Origin of the sequence: Pseudomonas sp. UC 17F4 (assembly GCF_900101695.1) — a bacterium.
Lineage (GTDB): Bacteria > Pseudomonadota > Gammaproteobacteria > Pseudomonadales > Pseudomonadaceae > Aquipseudomonas.
Genome location: NZ_FNKV01000001.1, coordinates 3,522,714 through 3,542,050 on the forward strand (window position 1 = coordinate 3,522,714; position 19,337 = coordinate 3,542,050).

Here is a 19,337-nt window from a genome sequence, read left to right on the forward strand (position 1 = left end):
CGTCGCGCTGGGCTTTTTGCATCTGGAGTGCACCCATGACCACTAAATCACGCTACCTGACTGCAGGCGAGCTCTCGAGCACCTCGGGGCAAGTAGACATCGACCTGAAGACGGGCTCGCTCATCCTCAAGGGGCCGTCCGGCACCACGGTCATCGGCGATTTGGAGAAGGGTGACATTGTTGCCCGAATCGATGCTGAGCCTGCCGTCGAGCCACTGCGCCTTGGAGGGGTAACGCTCTACGGTGAGCTGGCTCGTAACCTACGCGATGTGCAGGCTATGCTGGCAGACCACGGCGTCGGTGAGCTGAAGCTAGTTAAGCCCCGCGGCGAGCCACGTACTGACGAGGCTTAAGCATCCATCAAAGGATCATCACTGACCTGACTATTAGGTCAGTTTTTTCGTTCAGCCCTTGGTTTTTTCATGGGGCTCAGTGAACACTGGCTCCTGAGCTAAAAACCACTCCAGCTCCTCGATCGGAACAGGGTGAATAGCGCGGTCAGGCATTTTGATCGTGATTCCGTTGCTTACTGGCTCCTCGATCTTCTGATCGAGAGCAGTAACTCTTTCTAAATAAGCAATCGCCGAGCTCGCTTGATACTGGAAGGCTCCCAAGTCGGAGAGCTCAAAACCATCTTCATGCAGCAATTTATTTCGATTTCGAGCGAGGTACTTGACTGACCCAACTATCTCGGGCGGTAACAAGTGAGCCACAGAGTCACATTTTTCTTGAAGGCCTCTGCCGTCCGCGCCCAGCAGGGTCAGCAGTGATTCGAGCTTCTTTGTCGCGTTGATGACTATTTCGAGCTGTGAAGTCATACCAGATATCCGAGGGAAGCAAGCCTTGAGAGAGAGTTCTGTCGCTGATTTTAAAGCAGCCGTCTAGGTTGCCACTGGCTTGGGGTCAGGTCAAACATCGTCAACAACGACAGTACGTAGCCAATGCTCGCCTTACGCGGGCTTTTTTATTTATAGCTCCCCGAAAGGGAGGAACCGGAATGGCCCATATGCCAGACAAACCAGATACCTGGCTCATTATGCTTGCGTGGCTAAGCCAGCATGCACCCGCGTTCTATGCGGCCGGTCTGGCCGTGTCGATCTCAGCGTTACGAATCATTTATGGCGGCGGAACCAAGAAGGCAGCCTTCCTCGAAAGCCTGCTGTGCGGCTGTATCACCCTGGCGATGCTTTCAGGGCTTGAGTTGCTGGGCATCCCCCAGTCGGCTGCTGGAATCGTCGGCGGGATGATTGGCCTGCTAGGGGTGGACAAGATCCGCGCCTACGCCGATCGCTTCACTGGGTTCAAGTTGCCGGGACGTAATCCCGAGCAGTAAACCGCGCCACAAATTCAAGGTGCGTCATTTCGTGGCGGATCACTCACTCCTCAACACTGGGAACAACTCAGTGGGATTGCGCGATTCCATGTTCATCTTTGCGCACGCCGCACCTGCCAGGCCTTTGTTTGCATAGCTTGGCTTGAGTCGCATCTTTTCCTGGTTGTCGTAAACATCAAAGCCGCTCGACAGAGTATTGGCGTAGTAACGCCCACCCGAATGAAACGACTCCGTTGCTATTGGAACAGCTGGAACGATAACGAATCTTGGTTGCATTTTTTGTGCCTCCCCAGGCAGAGATTTAACTATTAGTCACTCATTTGGATGGCTGCCACAAACCTTCGGTATAGGCGACGGGTGGAGTTGGCCAGGAGTCATCGAGCAAAGGAGCTACCCATGGATAACCAGCACAAAAAAATCACCGGCTACCGCGACCTCAACCAAAGCGAGATCGACGGCATGAATTCGATCAAGGCGCTGGAAGCGGATGCCGGCGAGCTGTTCAAACAGATTGGCCAGATCGAGGGGATTGACCCGCGCCTGCTCGCCCTGGCTAAGACCAGCCTGCAGCAGGGCTTCATGTGGTTCGTGCGCTCGATTGCCAAGCCTGCTGATCCGTTCAACTGAGATCCATCCATGACTACCATCGCCTACAAAGACGGCGTGATCGCCTACGACTCTCGCCAGACCCGGGGCGAAGTAATCGTTTCTGATGATTCCCCGAAGTGCCAGGTCGTCGACGGTGTCAGCTTCTTCCTGTCCGGCGCCGTGTGTGACGAGAAGGCCCTGATCGCCGCCTACTTCGGGACTCCCTCGCCGGTGCCTGTGGAGTGCTCAGGCTATGCCGTCGATGGCGGCAGGCTGCTCATGGTGGGGCATGACGACAAGACTGGTATCTGGCGGCAGGAACTCGACCCATCCAATCCCGATGCGATTGGCAGCGGCTCGGCCTATGCCTTGGCTGCAATGGATATGGGTGCAAGCGCAGAAGACGCGGTGCGCGCTGCCATGAAGCGGGACATCTACACCGGCGGGAAGATCAGAGCGCTGCGGGTTGTGAGTAAAATGGGCGCACCCCAATTGAATGAGGCGCGCTATGCCTTAAAGGCTCCTACAGGTCTTCGATTCCACTCAAGGCGCGCTTATGCTTACGATTCAGGTCAATGAATCTGTCGCATACCACGGGGCCGTGAAGCGATACATATTCTTCGGATTCCTGGCGGGTGAGTCCGACAAAGATCTCCCTGCCAGACTCAATGATTATTGTTCCATTTTTCTCCAGTAGCAGCCTATTGAAGCCGGGAAGGTAGAGGATATCGACCCCGGCATTCAGGCGAGCGCAGGCGCAGTTTGCCTCGCGCTCGTCTGAGTAAGGCCCGCCGACATAGTCGTCCTCGAGCGAGTCTTCAATTTGATAACAGAGTTGCTCCATTGGAGTGGCTGGTACTTGGGTGCCAATTTCTATAGCGATGAGATCGACACGAGGCAAGTGTACGACGCTGTATCTGTCGGGCATTAGGTTCATCCTTGTGAGTTGACCCTTACCAATACCGGCAACCCGCCACTACTTCAAGACTCAGAGAGTGATCATGACAAGTAAGCAACCCGACTGGGAGGCGATCGAACGAGCCTACCGGGCCGGGGCGCTTTCCATCAGAACCATCGCTGAGCGCCAGGGCGTGAGCGACACCGCGATCAGGAAGAAGGCCAAGGCCTTGAACTGGACGCGGGACCTTTCTGACCAGGTGCGTAAAGAGGTTCGCAGCAAGCTGGTTCGCGGCGAGGTTCGCAACGATCAAGGCGCGAACCGCGAACTCGATGCCGAAATCATCGAAGAGGCCGCAGAGGAGGGCGCGCAGGTAGTTCGCAGCCACCGCCGCGACATCCGCAAGGCCACGAACCTTGCGAACCTGCTGATGGATGATCTGCTGACCACCATCCAGCGCCGGGAGGAAATTGAGGAGGCAATCGACGTAGAGACCGCCGAGGACAGCAACGGCATGCGCCGCGCCTCGATGCTTGCCGCGGTGGCCCTCCCAAGCAACTCCAAGACCCTGTTCCAGCTGTCAGCTGCAATGAAGAACCTCCAGGTGCTCGAGCGCCAGGCATTCGGCCTGGACGAGAAGGAGAAGACGGACGAAGCGGACGAACTGTCCAAGCTGATGGATGAACTATCGAAGGAAGCCTGACCCATGAAACCCGAGCACCTCAAACTGCTCCGGGACCGGTTCTGGCGGCTGAACAACCTGTACTTCATCACCGACAAGCAGGGGAAGAAGGTACGCTTCCGCATGACGCAGGAGCAGGTCGATTACTTCCAGGGGATGCACACTCGCAACATCATCCTAAAGGCCCGTCAGCTTGGCTTCACCACGCTGGTCTGCATCGTCCAGCTGGACGCCGCGCTTTTCGAGGCCGCCAAGTGCGCCCTTATCGCCCACACCCTGAACGACGCCAAGCGCCTGTTTCGAGAGAAGGTCAAATATGCGTATGACAACCTTCCCAAGGAGATACGCGCCGCTAACCCTGCTCGCAATGATGCTGCTGGTGAGCTTGTGTTCAGCAAAGGTGGATCGCTCTACGTGTCCACATCCTTTCGGGGCGGGACTTTACGGTATCTGCACGTATCCGAGTTCGGGAAGATCTGCGCCAAGTTTCCGCACAAAGCCCGAGAGATCGTCACCGGCGCCTTTGAGGCTGTCGCCGCAGAGTGCTTCGTCACGATCGAGTCGACGGCGGAGGGGCGGGCGGGCTACTTCTTCGATTACTCGCAGAGCGCTGAGAAGCAACAGCTGGCCGGTGTACCCCTGGGCCTGCTGGACTGGAAGTTCTTCTTCTTCAGCTGGTGGCGGAACCCGCTGTACTGGCTTGACCCGACCGATGTCACCATCCCGGATCGGCTGACAAAGTATTTCGACGACCTGGCCGCCAAGCACGGAATCGTCACCAACCCGGGTCAGCGAGCCTGGTACACCGCCAAGGAGAAGACCCTCGGCGATGACATGAAGCGTGAGTACCCGTCGATCCCTGCCGAAGCATTCCAGCAGACGATCGAGGGCGCGTACTACGCCAAGCAGTTCACCAAGCTCTACGCCGCCCAGCGCATCGGCAAGCTGCCCGACAACAGCCATCTGCCGGTGCACACATTCTGGGATATCGGCGTGGGCGACTCGACCGCGATCTGGTTTGTCCGGATCGTTGGCGAGGAATACCACGTAGTCGACTTCTACCAGAACAGCGGCGAAGGCCTGCGGCACTACATGAAGGTGCTGAAGGATCGCGGCTACACCTACGGTGAGCACTGGGGGCCGCATGACATCGACAACCGAGAATTTGGTAGCGATGGCAAGACCCGCCGCGAACTCGCCCGAGAAGGCTATGAGATCGACGGGCAGAAGTACCGCATGACGTTCCAGGTGGTCCCGAAGCTTGGCGTGGACGAAGGCATCGAGCAGGCGCGGGAAATCCTCCCGAACTGCGCCTTCGACGAAGCCAAGTGCGAGGAGGGGATCACCGCCCTGGAGAGCTACCGCAAGGAATGGGACGACAAGCGCGGCTGCTGGAAAGACAAGCCGCTTCACGACTGGTCATCCCACCCGGCCGACGCCTTCCGTTACTTCGCAGTGGCCAAGACCAAGCGATCCGTGGTCAAGCACGTTCCAATCTCGTTCACTTTCTGAGGCCACCCATGCCGAATTTCAGTCCCCGGGCAGAGTACTCGGAAGCCTTGCCTGGCTGGCTGCTGGTCAAGCGCTGCGTGGCGGGCGCCCGAGAGGTGCGCAAGCACGATATCTACCTGCCCATGCCTGATCCGGAGAACAAATCACCGGAGAACCTGGCGCGGTACAAGCAGTACAAGAAGCGGGCGATGTTCCTGAATATCACAGGGCGCACGCGCACCGGCCTGCTGGGCGCGGTGTTCCGCAAGACTGCCGAGCTGGAGTTGCCCACGGGCGTCGAGTATCTCAAGGAGAACGCCAGCGGCGACGGGACGAGCCTGGAGCAGCTGTCGAAGGATTCCGTAGGGGAGTGCCTGGACACTGGGCGCGGCGGCTTTCTGGTGGACTTCCCCGAGGTCGAAGGCGTGTCCTCGATGGCCGACCTGCAGGGTCGCCGCGCGCTGATCCATCACTACGGCGCCGAGTCGATTATCGACTGGGACGAGCAGGTGATCGACGGCGTGAAGCGCCTGGTCTATGTGTGCCTGCTGGAGTGCGTTTCAGAGTTCAGCTCAGAAAGCCTGGAGCGCACAACCAGCACCCAGTATCGGGTGCTCCTGTTGGTCGATGGGCGATACGTCCAGCGCGTCTATGCCGAAGACGGTAAGACCTTCACCGAGACGGAGCCGACCGATAAGGCGGGCAAGCCGTTCAAGCACATCCTGTTCAGCTTCTACGGCGCCCAGAACAACGACGCCAGCGTCGATCGGTCACCGCTCGAGGATCTGGCGGACGTGAACATCCTGCATTACGGCAACAGCGCCACGGTGGAGGAGAGCGGGTTCATCAGCAGCCAACCGACGCTGTTCATCACGACCGATATCACGGCCGACGAGTTCGCCAAGGTGAACCCGAACGGCATGCATATCGGCTCGACGCGGGGCTACAACCTCGGCAAGTCCGGTACCGCCACCCTTGTCCAGGCAACCGAGAGTCAACTGGCTCGCACGCTGCTGAAGGACAAGGAAGAGCAGATGCTGATGATCGGCGCCCGTATCGTCCAGAAGGCGGGCGGCGCCGAGACGGCTGAGGCGGTGCGAATCCGCTACAGCTCTGACAACAGCGTGCTGGGCACCATCGCCGGCAACGTGTCCGAGGCCCTGAAGCGGGCAATCCTCGACGCCGAGCGCTTCATGATCGGTGAGCCGGACGAGGAGGGCACTGTCTTCTGGCTCAACCAGTCGTTCTTCGATGAGTCGATGACCGCGCAGGACATCCTGGCCCAGGTCCAGCTCTGGCAACAGGGCTTGATCGCTAAATCCGACTTGCGCACCAACCTGCGCCAGGGCGGCGTGTTGGAAGCGGACCGTACCGACGAGTTGATCGACGAGGAACTGGCTCAGCAGCCGCCGGTGACCGGCAACGACCCTGGAGATGGCGGCGATGAGCAGTGATGGCTACTTGTCCGACGCCGCGACTCGCCACCAGGTGCACGTCCAGCGCTACGCCGGTGGCAGTCTTAAGCGCCTGGCCAAGTTCATCACCAAGGCTATTGGGACTGCCAAATCGCGCGTATCGGAGGGATTGAGCCGGTATGGCACCCAGCGGTACGAGCGGCAGATCCGAGAGCTGCAGGGTGATCTGGCGACGATCTACGGCGACATGAAGCAGCAGGTGGTGCTCGACCTGACCGAGTTCGGCGGCTACGAGGCCGAGTTCAACATGACCCTGCTGGGCAAGGTCGTGAAGGCCGTGGTCCAGTTGAACAGGCCGTCGGTTGCTCAGGTCGCCGCCGCGGCGCTGGCCGACCCGCTCGATCTGGAGGTCGGCAAAGGCCGGCAACGCATCAGCATCAACGGCGCACTTGACCAGTACGGCACCAAGAAGAGCGCCGAGATCATCAGCGAGATTCGCATGGGGTCGGCGCTGGGCGAGACCTCCGGGCAGATCAGCCGCCGGTTGACCTCTTTGGGCGTCCAGCAACGCGATCAGGCTCAGGCCCTGGTCAACACCATGACCAACCACATTGCCACCACGGCGCGTGTGGAAGTGCTCAAGGATAATGACGACATCCTCAAAGGGATGCGCCGGATAGCCACCCTGGACAGCCGCACCACGCTGTTCTGCATGAGCGTCGACCAGACGATCATCCCGCTGGATGGGCCGAAGCCGCCGTATCACTGGCGGTGCCGGACCACAATCATTCCGGTATTGAAAGACGAGTTCGCCCGGGAGATACCTGGCTCCACTCGGCCTTCGATCGGCCCGGACGGCGTCGAGCAGGTCAGCAGCAAGACCAGCTACAGCGAATGGCTTGCGCGGCAGCCTGCATCGTTTCAGCGCGATGTGCTCGGCCCGGCGCGCTATGAGCTGTTCAGCAAAGGCGAGTTGACCATCGACAGGTTCGTCGATGACGACGGCCGGACCTTGACCCTCAAGCAGCTTCGCGAGCGCGAGCCGATGGCCTTCGAGCGCGCCGGCATGAACTGATCCGCGCCACAAAACACTGCACCGTCATTTCGTGGCGCGCAATTTCCTAGCCCTGGCTGAGCCGGGGCTTTTTTGTATCCGCAGGCAGGGCCTGCTCAACGTCTCTGGGAGACAGCAATGCTGAAATTTCAACTGGATAGCCTCGACGGCCTCGATGATTCCACCAAAACCCTGTACACCGAGAAGGACGGCAAGTTCGTTCTTGGCATCGAAGGCCTGCCGCAGCAGGAAGACGTCACCGGCCTGAAGGCCAAGGTCGACGAACTGCTCGGCGAGAAGAAGGCGGCCGAGAAGGCGCGCAAAGAGGCCGAGGAAACCGCTCGGCTCGAGCGCGAAGAAGCTGCTCGCAAGTCGGGCAACGTCGAGGAACTCGAGAAGTCCTGGTCCGAGAAGTACGCGCGCCGCGAGGCAGAGCTTACCGGTCAGCTCGAAAGCACCAACAGCACCCTGCAAGGCCAGATCCGGGATCTGACCGTGGGCCGCACCGCTACCGAGATCGCGACCACGCTGGCCATCCCGGGCAGTGCCAAGGCATTGCTTCCCCACATCGAACGCCGGCTGAGCGTTGAGCAGCGCGACGGCAAGCCCACTGTCGTCGTGCTGGACGTGTCCGGCAAGCTCTCGGCGGCAACGCTGGACGAGCTGAAAGCAGAATTCACCAACGATCCGGCCTTTGGTCCGCTGATCGCTGGCAGCAAGGCATCAGGCGGCGGGGCCGGTGGTGCTGGAAAGGGCGGCGGGGCCGCACTTAAGCGTTCCGAAATGAGCTCTGTCCAGAAGCGCGAGTTTATTGATGCGCACGGGCAGGACGCCTACCTGAAATTGCCCAAATAATGGAGTAACCCATGCCAACTACCGTCAACTCGGACATGATCATTTACAACGATCTTGCCCAAACCGCTTATCTGGAGCGTCTGCAGGACGTACTGGAAGTGTTTAACGCCTCGTCGGGCGGTGCGTTAATTCTGCGCAACGAACTGATCGAGGGCGACCTGCGTAAGCGTTCGCTCTACAAGATCGGTGGCACGTTGGGTCACCGTAACGTCAACTCCGACGCCGTTGTCGCCGGCATCAAGATTGGTGCTGATGAAGCGGTCGGCGTAAAAACCCCATGGAAGTACGGCCCGTACGAAACTACAGAGGAAGCGTTCAAGCGTCGTGCGCGAAGCCCGGAAGAATTCTCCATGCTGGTTGGTCAGGACATGGCCGACGCAGCCTTGGACTACTACATTCAGACTGCCTTCGCGTCCCTCGGCGCTGCTATTGGCGCAAACGCCAATATGGTTGCCAGCGGGTCCTTCGCGGTCGACCACAAGAAAGTGCTGACCAAGGGCATGCGCAAGTTCGGTGATCGCTTCAACCGCATCGCGCTCTTTGCCATGGACTCCGCTACCTATTTCGACCTGGTCGACGACGCCATTGACCAGAAAATCTACGAAGAGGCGGGCGTGGTCATCTACGGCGGCTCGCCTGGCACCATGGGCAAACCGGTCCTCGTCTCCGACAAAGTTACCGAAGAGCGCATCTTTGGTCTGCAGGTGGGTGCAGTTTCGGTAACTGAGTCCCAGGCACCGGGTGTGCGCTCTTATCCAGTAAACAACCAGGAAAACTTGGCGATCGGCTATCGCGCGGAAGGCGCTTTCAACGTCGACATCATGGGGTATTCCTGGAAGGACACTGCTGGCGTTAACCCGAATCTCGCGGCCCTGGGGGCCGGTGCGAACTGGCGCAAGCATGCGACAAGCGACAAGGCTACTGCCGGCGTCCTCATCGACCTGTCCGCGCCTTAATTGGCAACTGCAAAGGCGGGTCAAGTAGGCCTGCCTTGGAGGCAATCTATGGAATTGATTTACACAGCCCAGCGTGACGACTTCGAGCCAGGCCGGAATTATCGTAATCCACGACATTTTGACCAAGCCGAGCCTGGTGTCGAGTCGGTCGTGGTGATCGGGGACTGGCCGAAGGTGGTCAATGCCTATGAAAAGGCGGGCGCCGACGTATCCGTCATCGATATGCCGACGCGCGTGACTATCGTCGATGTCTCGGATCCTGCGGAGCTCAAGCGTCTGGCCTCCGAGCTGGCATCCATCGGCGTTATTGTCGAGTCGTTTGCCGAGCAGAGCCTGGATTGCCCAGAGGGCGAGCTGGGCGAAACCGCGGGCCGCCTGCTTCAGGTGCTGGAAGCGGTCAATGCCGGCATCGCCAGGCTGCAGCGCGAGCGCGACGGCGAAGTCCAGAAGGTAATCGACCTGGAGCAAGAGAAGGCTGACCTGCTGAAGCAGGTCGAGGCACTCAAGGCTGCAACTGTCGACCCTGAGATCGAGGCGCTGAAGGCAGTCCTGGATAAGGCTGGCGTTAACTACCGCGCCAATGCCTCGAAAGAGTCGCTGCAGAAGCAGGTTGCCGAGCTCGATAACCAGTAAACCCGGGGCTGCGGCCCCAATCATTCAAGCGGAGGCCTGATGGCTACTTACATCACTGTGGCCGACGTGGATAGCATCCTCGGGCCAGCCTGGGCGCCTGACGAGGCCAAGGCGGAGGCGGTCTTCGAGGCGAATGCCTACCTGACCGCGCTCAACCTGGTGGGCATCGACACGGACGACATCCCCGACGACGTGAAGCAGGCCGGCGCCCGCTTAGCCAAGTGTGCCTCACAGGGCAAGCTATACCAGCAGCAGACCGAGGGTTTGATCGAAGCCAAGACGGTCAAGGCCGGCTTGGTCTCGACGAGCAAGACCTTCGGCGCCATCGACCGTACCAGTGCCGCGGCGCAACCTTCCTGCGTTCAGCTGGCCCTGGCACTGCTCACACCCCGGCGGAGTAACCCGTTCGCCTTTGCCGTCAAAAGGGGGTAGCCATGGGCTTGCGCGAAGAAATACAAGCCGACATGGCCGAGGCCTTTGATACCGACCTGGCAGACGCGGTGCAGCTGTTCACTGGCGGCATAACGCTACCCGGCACCTGGGATCCAGTCACCGAGACCGGTGGCGACCCGGTGGTGATCAGCTACTCCGGCCGCGGGGTGTTCGATGCCTTCAAGATTGCACTGATCGACGGCATGAACATCAAGGCCACAGATCAGTTGCTCATCGCCCTCACCAACGAGACCACCGGCGTTCCGCAGGTCGGCCACAAGATCAATGGTTTCGACGTGATCAATGTGCAAACCGATCCCGCTGGCGCCCACTACGAGATCCAGCTCAGGGAGGTCTGATGGCTACCAATGGCTGGAGCACCAACCTGACGGACTTCGTCGACCAAGCCGAAGAAGACATCAGCCAGATGGCCCGAGTCATCGCCCAGAAGATGCTGGAGGAGGTGGTGCTGAAGTCGCCAGTAGGCAACCCAGGGCTGTGGCAGGCCAACATCAAACTGACCGCCAAGAACGTAGCACTGGCTGATGCCTATGACGCAAACGTCGATGCGCGAAACGCCAGCAACCCCGGCAAGAGGTTCAAGAAGCTCACCCAGCGCGAGCGCAAAGAAAACTTCTTCGTAGATGCGAAAGCCGCCGGCCAGGGCTATGTGGGCGGCAGGTTTCGCGGAAGCCACATTGTTTCCGTTGGCGCGCCGGACTTCAGCGTCACCGAGCGCGTCGACGCAGAAGGGTTGTCGACCATTTCAGAGGGCACCAGCGTGATCCAGTCCGCTGGCCGCTTTCCGGTGATCTACATCCAGACGAATCTCCCGTACGCCGAGGCGCTGGAAAATGGACATTCAACCCAGGCCCCGGACGGGGTCTATGGCCTGGCCTTCATTGGAGTAAGCGAGGCCTACAAATGACCTTCGAGGAAATTCGCGAGGCCATCGTCGGGCGCATGGCGTCGTTCGGCGGTATCGAGCAGAAGCGCATCTTCTACCCGAATGCGCCGTATCCGCCGGAAAACATCGACTCTTCCGGCGTGTTCAAACCGCCGGCGACCGGGCTTTGGTGTCGCCTGAATCTGCAGTACGCCACGGCCTTCATGGCCGGCATGGCAGACCGACCGCATACCCGCAAGCCAGGGCAGATAAGCATCCAATGCTTCGCCCGGGCCAGGACGGGATTGAAGGAACTCAACCTGCTGGCCGGCGAGCTGGAAGTGCACTTTGCGTACTGGATGACTGGCCAGCTTGAATGCATGGAAGCCACTCAGGTCGATGCAGGCGAGTTCGAAGGCTTCTACCAGATCAACGTCAACATCCGGTTCCGCGCCGGCTGAGCCAGGCAACACCATCCACCCGCCCTGAGCGGGTTTTTTTATGCCCGCAGATAGGAGACTCACCCATGAGTTCCGGCGCAAAAGTCGTTTCGCACATCATCAAAGAGGTAGCGCCAGGCGTTACGCCGACCGGAACCTGGGACACGCTTCGCCTGACCGGCAACGCGCTGACCCCGACCGTCAACACCCAGGCCAGCGATGAGATCACCGATACCCGGCTAAGCCAGGGCTCCGTGGCTACCAGCATCGATATCGGCGGCGACCTGACGGCAGAGCTCTCGTTCGGCTCCTTCGATCAGCTGCTCGAAGCCGCTTTTTACGGCACTTGGACCGGCGATGTGCTGTCCGTAGGCGATACCCGCCGGACCTTCAGTATCGCCAAGGGCTACGAAGACATTGGTGTCTACGGCGTATTCAAAGGCGCGCATGTCTCGACCTTCGCCCTCGACATCCCGTCCGACGGAAAGATCACCGCCACCTTCAACATGGCGTGCCTGGACTACGAGGATAGCGAAACCTCGATCGTCGTCTCGCCGAATGCCCCGACCACCACGCCATTTCTGTCGAACAACAACGTCGGCACGATCCTGGTCAATGGCCAGTCGCTGGAGGGTGTGGCCTGTGTGTCGGCGATGAGCGTGAACCTGGACAACAGCCTGCAAACGCAGCGCTGCCTTGGGTCTGAGCGCCTGGGCCCTGGTGCGCACATCGCTACCGAGGCCGCGATCACCGGCAGCATCACTCTGGCCTGGTCCAAGCGGGCATGGGAGATCTGGAAGAACACCTTCTCCCGCGCGCCGATTGCGGTGGTCTTCCCCATCACCGACAGCCTGGGCAACAAGTACACCTTCAACTTCCCGGCCGTCGAGGTTGACGGTGAGCTGCCGAACGGTGGGAAGCGCGACCTGATCGAAGTGACGCTCAACTACACCGTGGCGAAGCTCAGCCCAACCATCACCCGAGTTCCGTTTGTGCCGGTGGCCAGCGTGTCGGTAACCCCAGCGACGACTTCGATCGCGGTGGCCGCCACCCGCCAGCTGTCAGCGTCTGCCTTGCCGGCCGAGGCAGCGCAGAACGTCACCTGGTCCAGCTCGGCGCCGAGTGTGGCGACGGTCAGTGCTTCCGGTTTGGTTACGGGCATCTCCGCTGGTTCGGCGACCATTACCGCCACCAGTGTCTCCGACCCCACCAAGACCGGCACGGCGGCGATTACGGTTACCGCCTAACCCTGCATCACCTTTGGCTTCCCCGGCGCTCACGCCGGCCGGGGCGGCCCTTTTATTGGCGTGGCGTTGAGGAACAACCATGGCTTTGCAACTGACCGCAAAAAACCAGCCCGCCGTTGGCGAGCGCTGGGTTGAGTTTGATAAGGACACCAAGATCCTGCTGGCTGGCATCGACAATGCCGAGTACCAGGTGGGCCTGGAGCGCATGCGCCGCCGGATCGCGCGCAACGATGCTCGGTTCGAAGAGGGCCAGGTCGGGGTAGTGGCCGGCGAGCTGACCGAGCACCAGAACCACGCCATGCTACTGAGCCACTTCATTGTGAAGGACTGGTCTGGCGTGCTGGACGCCCAGGGCAACCCGATCAAATACAGTCCCGCGGTGGCTTCCGAGCTGCTCGAGAGCAACATCGAATTCTTCGTGTTTGTCCTGCGTGAAGGCGCCGCGGCGGCGACTGATACCGCTCAAGAGCGGGCCGAGACAGTGGGAAAGCCGTCGACCGCTTCGAGTGGGAGCGCGAATGGGGCGGCGACTCGGAAAAAAGGCGCACGGTCTACCAAAGGCTGAAGCTTCAAGTGCCCGACGAGCCGCCGAACGACCCCATCACGGCCTACCTGCTGAACCTCTTCCGTAATATCTGCCGCGGGCGTCGGTTCGCTTCCAGCATGGCTGGAGTTTTCCCTCTGCCACTGGCGGCCCGGGAGATCTCCGACTGGCTGGAGTCACACCCATCGCCTCTGGCCAGGGAAGAGGTCGACGATGTGATGTTCGCGCTAGATGCTGTTTGCATGGTGAGTGAAGAAGATTGAACTCGATGGTGCACTCATAACGTTTATGATACTGGCTGTCGATTTTATGGAGAAAGTCAATTGGTATACATCTCAACGCTCGCCATGCTCTTGGTCTTAGCGGTCTCAGTTGGCCTTGGTTTCTTAGGGGAGAGCTGGTTTCTCGTATTCGGACTAGTCATTGTGGTGCTCTCCGCCGCAACATCGATGATTTTGGCGTTCCTTGGTGGGCGAAAGGCAGCGGACGCAGAAAAAGTAGAATACGAGTCGTTTCTTCCTGAGGTCGATGATGGTCAATCGCACAGCTTCAAGTTCACCGCTAGCTTGATGGGTGTGGATACGCAGAATCCAACTAAGCACATCCAAGATCAGATTGATGAAATAAAAAGGGTGGCAGTTCAGGATGAGAAAAATCTTCGGATGCTGCAAAAGTTCACTGACCGTCGCGTAGATATTTGCTTTGCGCAAATTCGGTATCACGAAGAAGTGACACTGCCGAAAATACTTGGGCGGGGGTCTGGTTCAATCATCCTTGCTGGCGCGCTCACGATCATTGGCTCCGCCTATCTTGCCTTCCCAGATGTCCTGCATAAGCGATTCATGGTTGTGGCTGACCTGCTGCGGACCCTCGCATAGAGTGTTTTCTCTCCGGCTTTGGCGCCTTCTGTAGACGGTGGTAGATTGATCATCATTTCAGGGAGGACGCGATTTGAAACGATTGCTGATTTTGGGGTTGGCCTGCATGACGGTGGCTGGTTGTGAGACCACCAGAGTTTCGCCGGAACATGCGCGCCAGGTATCTGCTGAAGACGTTTATGCCTTCAGTCGGCCAACCAGCCCTGACGACGCGAGGATCGTCTTCACCCAAGACGCCGGTGCTATGAGCTGCTTTGGTGCGGGCATGCAGGTTTTCCTCGATGAGAAACTCGCCGCAGAGACCAGTAGCGGGGAGTCCGTGAAGCTCTACCACAAGCCTGGCCCTACGCAGTTGAGCATCAAGAACAAGATGGCTTGTGCCGGCGGAGATCTGAAAGGGCTGCTGCTGGACCTGAAACCTGGGTATTCCTACCAGGTGCGCGGCTATCGTGGAACTTGGGACAAGGCAGAGCCTATGCTTACCTCTCCAGAGCCGTTTAAGTACAGAAATTGATGATTGATCGCGCGAATTTAAAGGGAGAGCGCTAATGCAGGAATATTCAAACACAGTGGCAGTGGTGGCCTTTCTAGTCGCGTTCGTTATCTACTTTCTGCCATCTTTCATTGCCGGCTCTCGCAATCACCCGAACACCACGCCTGTCGTGTTGTTGAACACTTTTCTGGGGTGGACCCTCCTAGGGTGGGTTGCCGCGCTGGTCTGGTCGGCGTCGAGCATTGATCCTGCGAAGGTGGAGGCAATTACAAAGCCCCCAATTCAGCCAACCGACAAATACACCGAAATTGAGCGAATTGCCGAGCTAAAAGAGAAAGGCGTCCTTTCGGAAGCTGAATTTGAGGCTGAAAAGACCAAGCTCCTCAACAGCTAACGCCAGAAGATTCAAATAAAACCCGCGCTTGCGGGTTTTTTTATGCCTGGAGAAAAGTATGGCCCAAACATCACGGCTAGTTCTTGAGATCGATAGCCGAGACGCGGAGCAGAAGGCGGCTGACACTCGTAGAGCTCTGGAGGCACTTGAGAGCGCCGGAATTCGTGTAAAGCCCTCGCTGGAGAAGGCTGGCGCCGGCATGGAGAGCGCAGGGAAGAGCGCGGAAAGAGCAGGGAAATCGTACCGTTACTACCGTGATGAAGTCGAGGATCTGCTTGGCAGATTAGATCCATTAAGAAAAAAACAGACGGATCTGGCCAGAAGCCAATCTGAACTGGCCGCCGCATTCAAGCGCGGCGATATAGGGGAGGCGGGTTACAAGGAGTTCTCCGGGATCATCCGCGACCAATCGACGGCGATAACAGCGCAAAGGGCCGCACTCTCGAAGTTGAATGGCGATCTGGGCAAAACGGGGATGTCTGCAAAAGCGACAGCCGCCGCGCTCCGCGGTGTTCCTGCTCAGTTTACGGATATTGCCGTATCTCTCCAGGGTGGGCAGGCGCCTCTTACGGTGTTGCTGCAGCAGGGCGGGCAGCTCAAGGACATGTTCGGTGGGATTGGTCCGGCAGCCCAGGCTATGGGGGGTTACATCCTGGGCCTGGTTAACCCGTTTACTGTCGCAGCTGCGGCGGTAGCGTCTTTAGGTGTGGTGCTTGTTGCGTCTCATAGCCAATTCAATGCCTTCAACAAGGCTTTGATCGGCTCCGGGAATGCGGCAGGCTCCGCTGCTGGGCAACTAGCAAATCTCGCCAATGCCCTTGCCAATGGCCGAAGTTTCACTGAAGCAAATCAGGCCGTAATGGAGCTTGCAGGAAATGGCAGGCTTACAGGTGAGACCTTCTATGAGGTTGCTCGAGCAGCGACAGAACTTGCCGAGGCGACAGGAAAGAGCGCGTCTGAAGTCGCTGACCAGCTGTCCAACACCAAGGCAAGCGTCACCTCCCTAGCGCAGGAGTACAGCGACAAATACGGGATCATGACGAAAGCAACGTTCGAACAGATCCGTTCGCTTGAGGAGCAAGGCGACAAGATGGGAGCGGTCAAGCTCCTCGCCACCACTCTTGCCGATGAGATGAACCGACGAAACAAGGAAATGCAGGAGTCTACCCGAGGGCTCGCGAAAGCATGGGACGAGGTTAAGAACAGTGTTTCTGGGGTCTACAACCAGATCAAGTCACGGCTCTCGGCAAGCCCTGAGCTGTTCAAACTCCAGCACCTACAGAGCCAACTTGACGACGCAAGAGAGATTGGTGATCCGGCACTGATCTCGGGGCTGGAGGATCAGGTACGACTGGCACAAGCCACTGTGGACACACAGAACAAGAAGAATGAGGCAGTCGGCCAAGAGCTTCGCGAGAAAAAGGAACTCGTCTCCGCTGATGCGAAGTGGTACGACTTCACAAAGAAGAACATGAGTGATCAGGCCAAGCTGGCGAAGGATATCGCCGACGCGAGGAAGCTTGGAGTTGAGGCTGGCAGATCTCAGGCTGAGATCGACAAAGAAGTGGCCAGCCTCCAGGCTAAGTATGACAAGAGCCAAGCGAAGCCGAAGGCCTATACCGAAGATGCCGGTGTGAAGGCGCTCGATCAGGCTCGACAGCAGTATGCCGTCCTGCAGCAGCAGAACGCGCTGATTGGTGCACAGAAGGGAGAGGTCGACAAGCTCGGCGCCGTCGGCCAGGCCCTGGTGAAGTGGGAGCGGGAGCTCGCCGATATCAAGGGCAAGAAAACTCTCACTGCCGACCAGAAGTCGCTGGTAGCCAACCAGGAACTGATCACCGCCCAGTTGAAGAAAAATGCGGCACTTGAACGGGAAAACCAGCTCAAGAAGATCTCCACCGAGGAGACCCGCAAGCTTCTGGCCTTCCAGGAGAACCTGAACAGCCAGCTGGCCAAGGCGCAAACCGGTCTCGACAACAGTCTAGCCGGTATGGGCATGGGGGATCAGCAGCGGGCGCGGCTACAGGAGCAGCTCAGCATCCAGCAGCAGTACCAGACGCAAATGGATAATCTGCTCCAGCAGCGCAACGAGGGCCGGATCAGCCAGTCGCTATACGAGCAGGAGAGCGAAGCCTTGCGCCAAGCCCTGGAGCGGCGCCTGGCGATGCAGGGGCAGTATTACATTGAAGTGGACAGGATGCAGTCGGATTGGTCAGTAGGGGCTTTCTCGGCCTTCCAGACCTATGCCGAGCAAGCTGCAAACGTCGCCGGGCAAACACGTGAGCTTTTCACTCGCGCCTTCAGCAACATGGAAGACGCGGTGGTGAACTTCGTGAAGACCGGGAAGCTGTCCTTCAAAGACTTCGCCAATGGAGTCATTGAGGACCTGATCCGCATCCAGGTTCGTCAGGCGGCGGCCGGCTTTCTGAGCACGGCCTTCAGCTTCATGAGCGGCGGGAGCGCAGCTGTGGGGCAGGGCACCATGACCGGGACCAGCGAAACCATCTCTCGGGTCGGTTTCTCGTCAGGGGGCTACACCGGTGACGGCGGCAAGTTTGAGCCGAAAGGCGTCGTGCACGGTGGTGAGTTTGTCGTGCGCAAGGAGGTGGTTAGTCAACCAGGCGCTCGGGAGTTCTTGGAGCGCATGAACGCCAACTCCAATGGCTATGCCGATGGAGGCTACGTCTCACCAACCCCAGTCGCGGCATCCAGTAGCGTCACGCAAAGCGTTGCCGCTGGAGGATCTGCGCCGAGCATCACCCAGCAGTTCAATTTCCAGGGCACGCCTGACGACGCAACCATCAGCCTCGTAAAGGATGCCGCCTACCAGGGCGCAAAGGGCGGGTACGAGATGGTCATGCGAGATCTCAAACAGAACGGACCAATCCGCCAGCTTATTGCGCGGCGCTAAGTGCTTAAGGAGTAACGCATGGCTCTCACGTGGCCTGCATCGCTGCGCCCGTCAGAAATGACATGGGGCATCGTCAACAACAGCCGGGCGTTTACTTCAACGCTGTCGAACGCTCAGCAGATCGTGGGCTACCCGGGGGCGTACTGGCAGTGCACCTTGACGTTCGGGTTGCTGGACAGGGCCCAGGAGCGCGAACTGTCGTCGTTCCTGGGGCGCCTGGACGGGATGTTTGGGACGTTCAACATGCCGGCGTTCACCAGGAGGCGCACGGTCAGCATTGGCGCGCTGACGGTGATATCGGGCAACGCTCAGGCGCGCAGCATGGTGGTCGCCGGGGCTGCGCCAAGCTCCGCCATTTTCAGCGCTGGCGACTACATCACGATTGCAGGGGAGATGTTCGAGGTGACTGATGCAGCGTCGTCGAACGCCCAAGGCCAGGCAACGCTGATGCTGAACAAGCGCATTCGAAAATCACTGACGCCCGGCACCGCGATCGAATATCTCAATCCATATTCCGAGATGCGCATGACCTCCGACACCTGGTCGATGTCGGTACGCCCGGTAATCGCCAATGGTTCCTATCAGTTCAGGGAGGCCTTCTGATGCCATCCGTATTTCCCTTCAGCCAGAGCGTGGTGAACATCATCGCCACTGGCAAGTTCATGCCGGTGTATGCCGTTCAGCTCGATTTTGCCGACGGCATGGTCTTCGCGCATACCGGTACCGGCCAGCTCGTTGTTGACGGCGTGACCTATGAGGGCGTGGGCAACTTCGGCCAGGTAAGCCAGTCGCAGGAGAGCGACAACTCGGGCTCGCCGATGTCCGTGGAACTGACCTTGAGCGGCCTGGATGCCTACATCCTGTCGGAAACCAATATTCGCGGGTGCCGGGGCAGGGCGGCCAAGGTCCTGTTCATTGTCTTCGATGAGGCCGGCAACTACGCCGCGGACATCCTCTTCTCCGGCCGCATGGATGCCGCCAAGTTCTCGTTCGCCGGCAACGGCCAGGACGGCAACAAAATCACAGTCCCTGTCGTAGACCGGATGGCCGAGTGGAGCCGAACCGGTACCGAGCGCTTCACCGATGAAAACCACCGGGCCCGCCACCAGGATGACCGGTTCTTCTATGCCATTGCGCAAATGTCCGAATGGCCAATCTACTGGGGCTCCAGCAAGGACGCGCCGGCGTTTACCTACGGGAATTAGCG

At 59.1% G+C, this 19,337-nt stretch carries 26 protein-coding genes and 1 pseudogene; 24 read left to right on the plus strand and 3 right to left on the minus strand.

The annotated features are described in order from the left end of the window. Positions 1-35 precede the first annotated feature (35 nt). Positions 36-353: a hypothetical protein gene (locus BLR26_RS16150; RefSeq protein ID WP_093382479.1), complete on the plus strand. Its 318-nt coding sequence runs from the start codon at positions 36-38 to the stop codon at positions 351-353. A 51-nt stretch (positions 354-404) separates the two neighbouring features. Here the strand turns inward: BLR26_RS16150 and BLR26_RS16155 are convergent, their stop codons facing one another. After that, positions 405-818: a hypothetical protein gene (locus BLR26_RS16155; RefSeq protein WP_093382482.1), complete on the minus strand. Its 414-nt coding sequence runs from the start codon at positions 816-818 to the stop codon at positions 405-407. A gap of 179 nt (positions 819-997) precedes the next feature. Here BLR26_RS16155 and BLR26_RS16160 point away from each other — a divergent pair, with 179 nt between their 5' ends. Then, on the plus strand, positions 998-1,333 hold the full coding sequence (locus BLR26_RS16160; RefSeq protein WP_093382485.1) for a phage holin, lambda family: 336 nt from the start codon (positions 998-1,000) through the stop codon (positions 1,331-1,333). 39 nt (positions 1,334-1,372) lie between these two features. Here BLR26_RS16160 and BLR26_RS27520 read toward each other — a convergent pair whose 3' ends face one another. Next, positions 1,373-1,609: a hypothetical protein gene (locus BLR26_RS27520; protein WP_093382488.1), complete on the minus strand. Its 237-nt coding sequence runs from the start codon at positions 1,607-1,609 to the stop codon at positions 1,373-1,375. Positions 1,610-1,729: 120 nt separating this feature from the next. Here BLR26_RS27520 and BLR26_RS16170 point away from each other — a divergent pair, with 120 nt between their 5' ends. Together BLR26_RS16170 and BLR26_RS16175 are read left to right on the plus strand one after the other, a co-directional pair. Beyond that, positions 1,730-1,960 (plus strand): Acb2/Tad1 domain-containing protein, encoded by a 231-nt coding sequence (locus tag BLR26_RS16170; protein ID WP_093382491.1) that lies wholly within the window; start codon positions 1,730-1,732, stop codon positions 1,958-1,960. Positions 1,961-1,969: 9 nt separating this feature from the next. Further along, positions 1,970-2,389: pseudogene (locus tag BLR26_RS16175) on the plus strand (proteasome subunit beta); the annotation flags it as partial. 55 nt (positions 2,390-2,444) lie between these two features. Here BLR26_RS16175 and BLR26_RS16180 read toward each other — a convergent pair. Beyond that, positions 2,445-2,849 (minus strand): hypothetical protein, encoded by a 405-nt coding sequence (locus BLR26_RS16180; RefSeq protein WP_093382494.1) that lies wholly within the window; start codon positions 2,847-2,849, stop codon positions 2,445-2,447. A gap of 73 nt (positions 2,850-2,922) precedes the next feature. Between BLR26_RS16180 and BLR26_RS16185 the strand changes: the two genes are divergently transcribed. From BLR26_RS16185 to BLR26_RS16280, 20 genes are all read left to right on the plus strand, one after another. Next, complete coding sequence (locus BLR26_RS16185; RefSeq protein WP_093387525.1) at positions 2,923-3,522, plus strand: hypothetical protein; 600 nt, start codon at positions 2,923-2,925, stop codon at positions 3,520-3,522. Positions 3,523-3,525: 3 nt separating this feature from the next. After that, a complete protein-coding gene (locus BLR26_RS16190; protein WP_093382497.1) occupies positions 3,526-5,013 on the plus strand; it encodes a terminase large subunit in 1,488 nt (495 codons plus the stop codon). Positions 5,014-5,021: 8 nt separating this feature from the next. Then, positions 5,022-6,446, plus strand: coding sequence for a DUF4055 domain-containing protein (locus tag BLR26_RS16195; RefSeq protein ID WP_093382500.1), 1,425 nt, complete (start codon positions 5,022-5,024; stop codon positions 6,444-6,446). Further along, a complete protein-coding gene (locus BLR26_RS16200) occupies positions 6,436-7,482 on the plus strand; it encodes a structural protein (protein ID WP_093382503.1) in 1,047 nt (348 codons plus the stop codon). Before BLR26_RS16195 ends, BLR26_RS16200 begins: the two co-directional genes overlap by 11 nt. Before the next feature lie 117 nt (positions 7,483-7,599). After that, entirely contained in the window at positions 7,600-8,316 is a 717-nt protein-coding gene (locus BLR26_RS16205; RefSeq protein WP_093382506.1) for a hypothetical protein, read from the plus strand. Positions 8,317-8,327: 11 nt separating this feature from the next. Next, positions 8,328-9,272, plus strand: a complete 945-nt coding sequence (locus BLR26_RS16210; protein ID WP_093382509.1) for a major capsid protein — start codon at positions 8,328-8,330, stop codon at positions 9,270-9,272. A gap of 48 nt (positions 9,273-9,320) precedes the next feature. Beyond that, a complete protein-coding gene (locus BLR26_RS16215) occupies positions 9,321-9,905 on the plus strand; it encodes a hypothetical protein (RefSeq protein WP_093382512.1) in 585 nt (194 codons plus the stop codon). A 39-nt stretch (positions 9,906-9,944) separates the two neighbouring features. Continuing rightward, complete coding sequence (locus BLR26_RS16220; protein ID WP_093382515.1) at positions 9,945-10,337, plus strand: protein singed; 393 nt, start codon at positions 9,945-9,947, stop codon at positions 10,335-10,337. A gap of 2 nt (positions 10,338-10,339) precedes the next feature. After that, positions 10,340-10,696, plus strand: a complete 357-nt coding sequence (locus BLR26_RS16225; RefSeq protein ID WP_093382518.1) for a hypothetical protein — start codon at positions 10,340-10,342, stop codon at positions 10,694-10,696. Next, complete coding sequence (locus BLR26_RS16230; protein ID WP_093382521.1) at positions 10,696-11,265, plus strand: hypothetical protein; 570 nt, start codon at positions 10,696-10,698, stop codon at positions 11,263-11,265. Before BLR26_RS16225 ends, BLR26_RS16230 begins: the two co-directional genes overlap by 1 nt. Next, positions 11,262-11,684 (plus strand): hypothetical protein, encoded by a 423-nt coding sequence (locus BLR26_RS16235; protein ID WP_093382524.1) that lies wholly within the window; start codon positions 11,262-11,264, stop codon positions 11,682-11,684. Before BLR26_RS16230 ends, BLR26_RS16235 begins: the two co-directional genes overlap by 4 nt. A 65-nt stretch (positions 11,685-11,749) precedes the next feature. Further along, on the plus strand, positions 11,750-12,910 hold the full coding sequence (locus BLR26_RS16240) for a phage tail tube protein (RefSeq protein ID WP_093382527.1): 1,161 nt from the start codon (positions 11,750-11,752) through the stop codon (positions 12,908-12,910). A gap of 79 nt (positions 12,911-12,989) precedes the next feature. Then, positions 12,990-13,475: a hypothetical protein gene (locus BLR26_RS16245; RefSeq protein ID WP_093382530.1), complete on the plus strand. Its 486-nt coding sequence runs from the start codon at positions 12,990-12,992 to the stop codon at positions 13,473-13,475. Positions 13,476-13,483: 8 nt separating this feature from the next. Continuing rightward, on the plus strand, positions 13,484-13,717 hold the full coding sequence (locus tag BLR26_RS16250; protein WP_256326731.1) for a hypothetical protein: 234 nt from the start codon (positions 13,484-13,486) through the stop codon (positions 13,715-13,717). Positions 13,718-13,777: 60 nt separating this feature from the next. Beyond that, positions 13,778-14,332 (plus strand): hypothetical protein, encoded by a 555-nt coding sequence (locus tag BLR26_RS16255; protein WP_093382536.1) that lies wholly within the window; start codon positions 13,778-13,780, stop codon positions 14,330-14,332. A 73-nt stretch (positions 14,333-14,405) separates the two neighbouring features. Then, on the plus strand, positions 14,406-14,846 hold the full coding sequence (locus BLR26_RS16260; protein WP_093382539.1) for a hypothetical protein: 441 nt from the start codon (positions 14,406-14,408) through the stop codon (positions 14,844-14,846). A gap of 34 nt (positions 14,847-14,880) precedes the next feature. Next, positions 14,881-15,219, plus strand: coding sequence for a superinfection immunity protein (locus tag BLR26_RS16265; RefSeq protein WP_093382542.1), 339 nt, complete (start codon positions 14,881-14,883; stop codon positions 15,217-15,219). Positions 15,220-15,277: 58 nt separating this feature from the next. Continuing rightward, positions 15,278-18,130 (plus strand): phage tail tape measure protein, encoded by a 2,853-nt coding sequence (locus tag BLR26_RS16270; RefSeq protein WP_093382546.1) that lies wholly within the window; start codon positions 15,278-15,280, stop codon positions 18,128-18,130. Between the two features lie 18 nt (positions 18,131-18,148). Beyond that, on the plus strand, positions 18,149-18,733 hold the full coding sequence (locus BLR26_RS16275) for a hypothetical protein (RefSeq protein WP_093382550.1): 585 nt from the start codon (positions 18,149-18,151) through the stop codon (positions 18,731-18,733). Then, the gene (locus BLR26_RS16280; protein ID WP_093382554.1) at positions 18,733-19,335 is read left to right on the plus strand and encodes a hypothetical protein; all 603 of its coding nucleotides are present in this window, start codon (positions 18,733-18,735) and stop codon (positions 19,333-19,335) included. Before BLR26_RS16275 ends, BLR26_RS16280 begins: the two co-directional genes overlap by 1 nt. Positions 19,336-19,337: the final 2 nt, after the last annotated feature.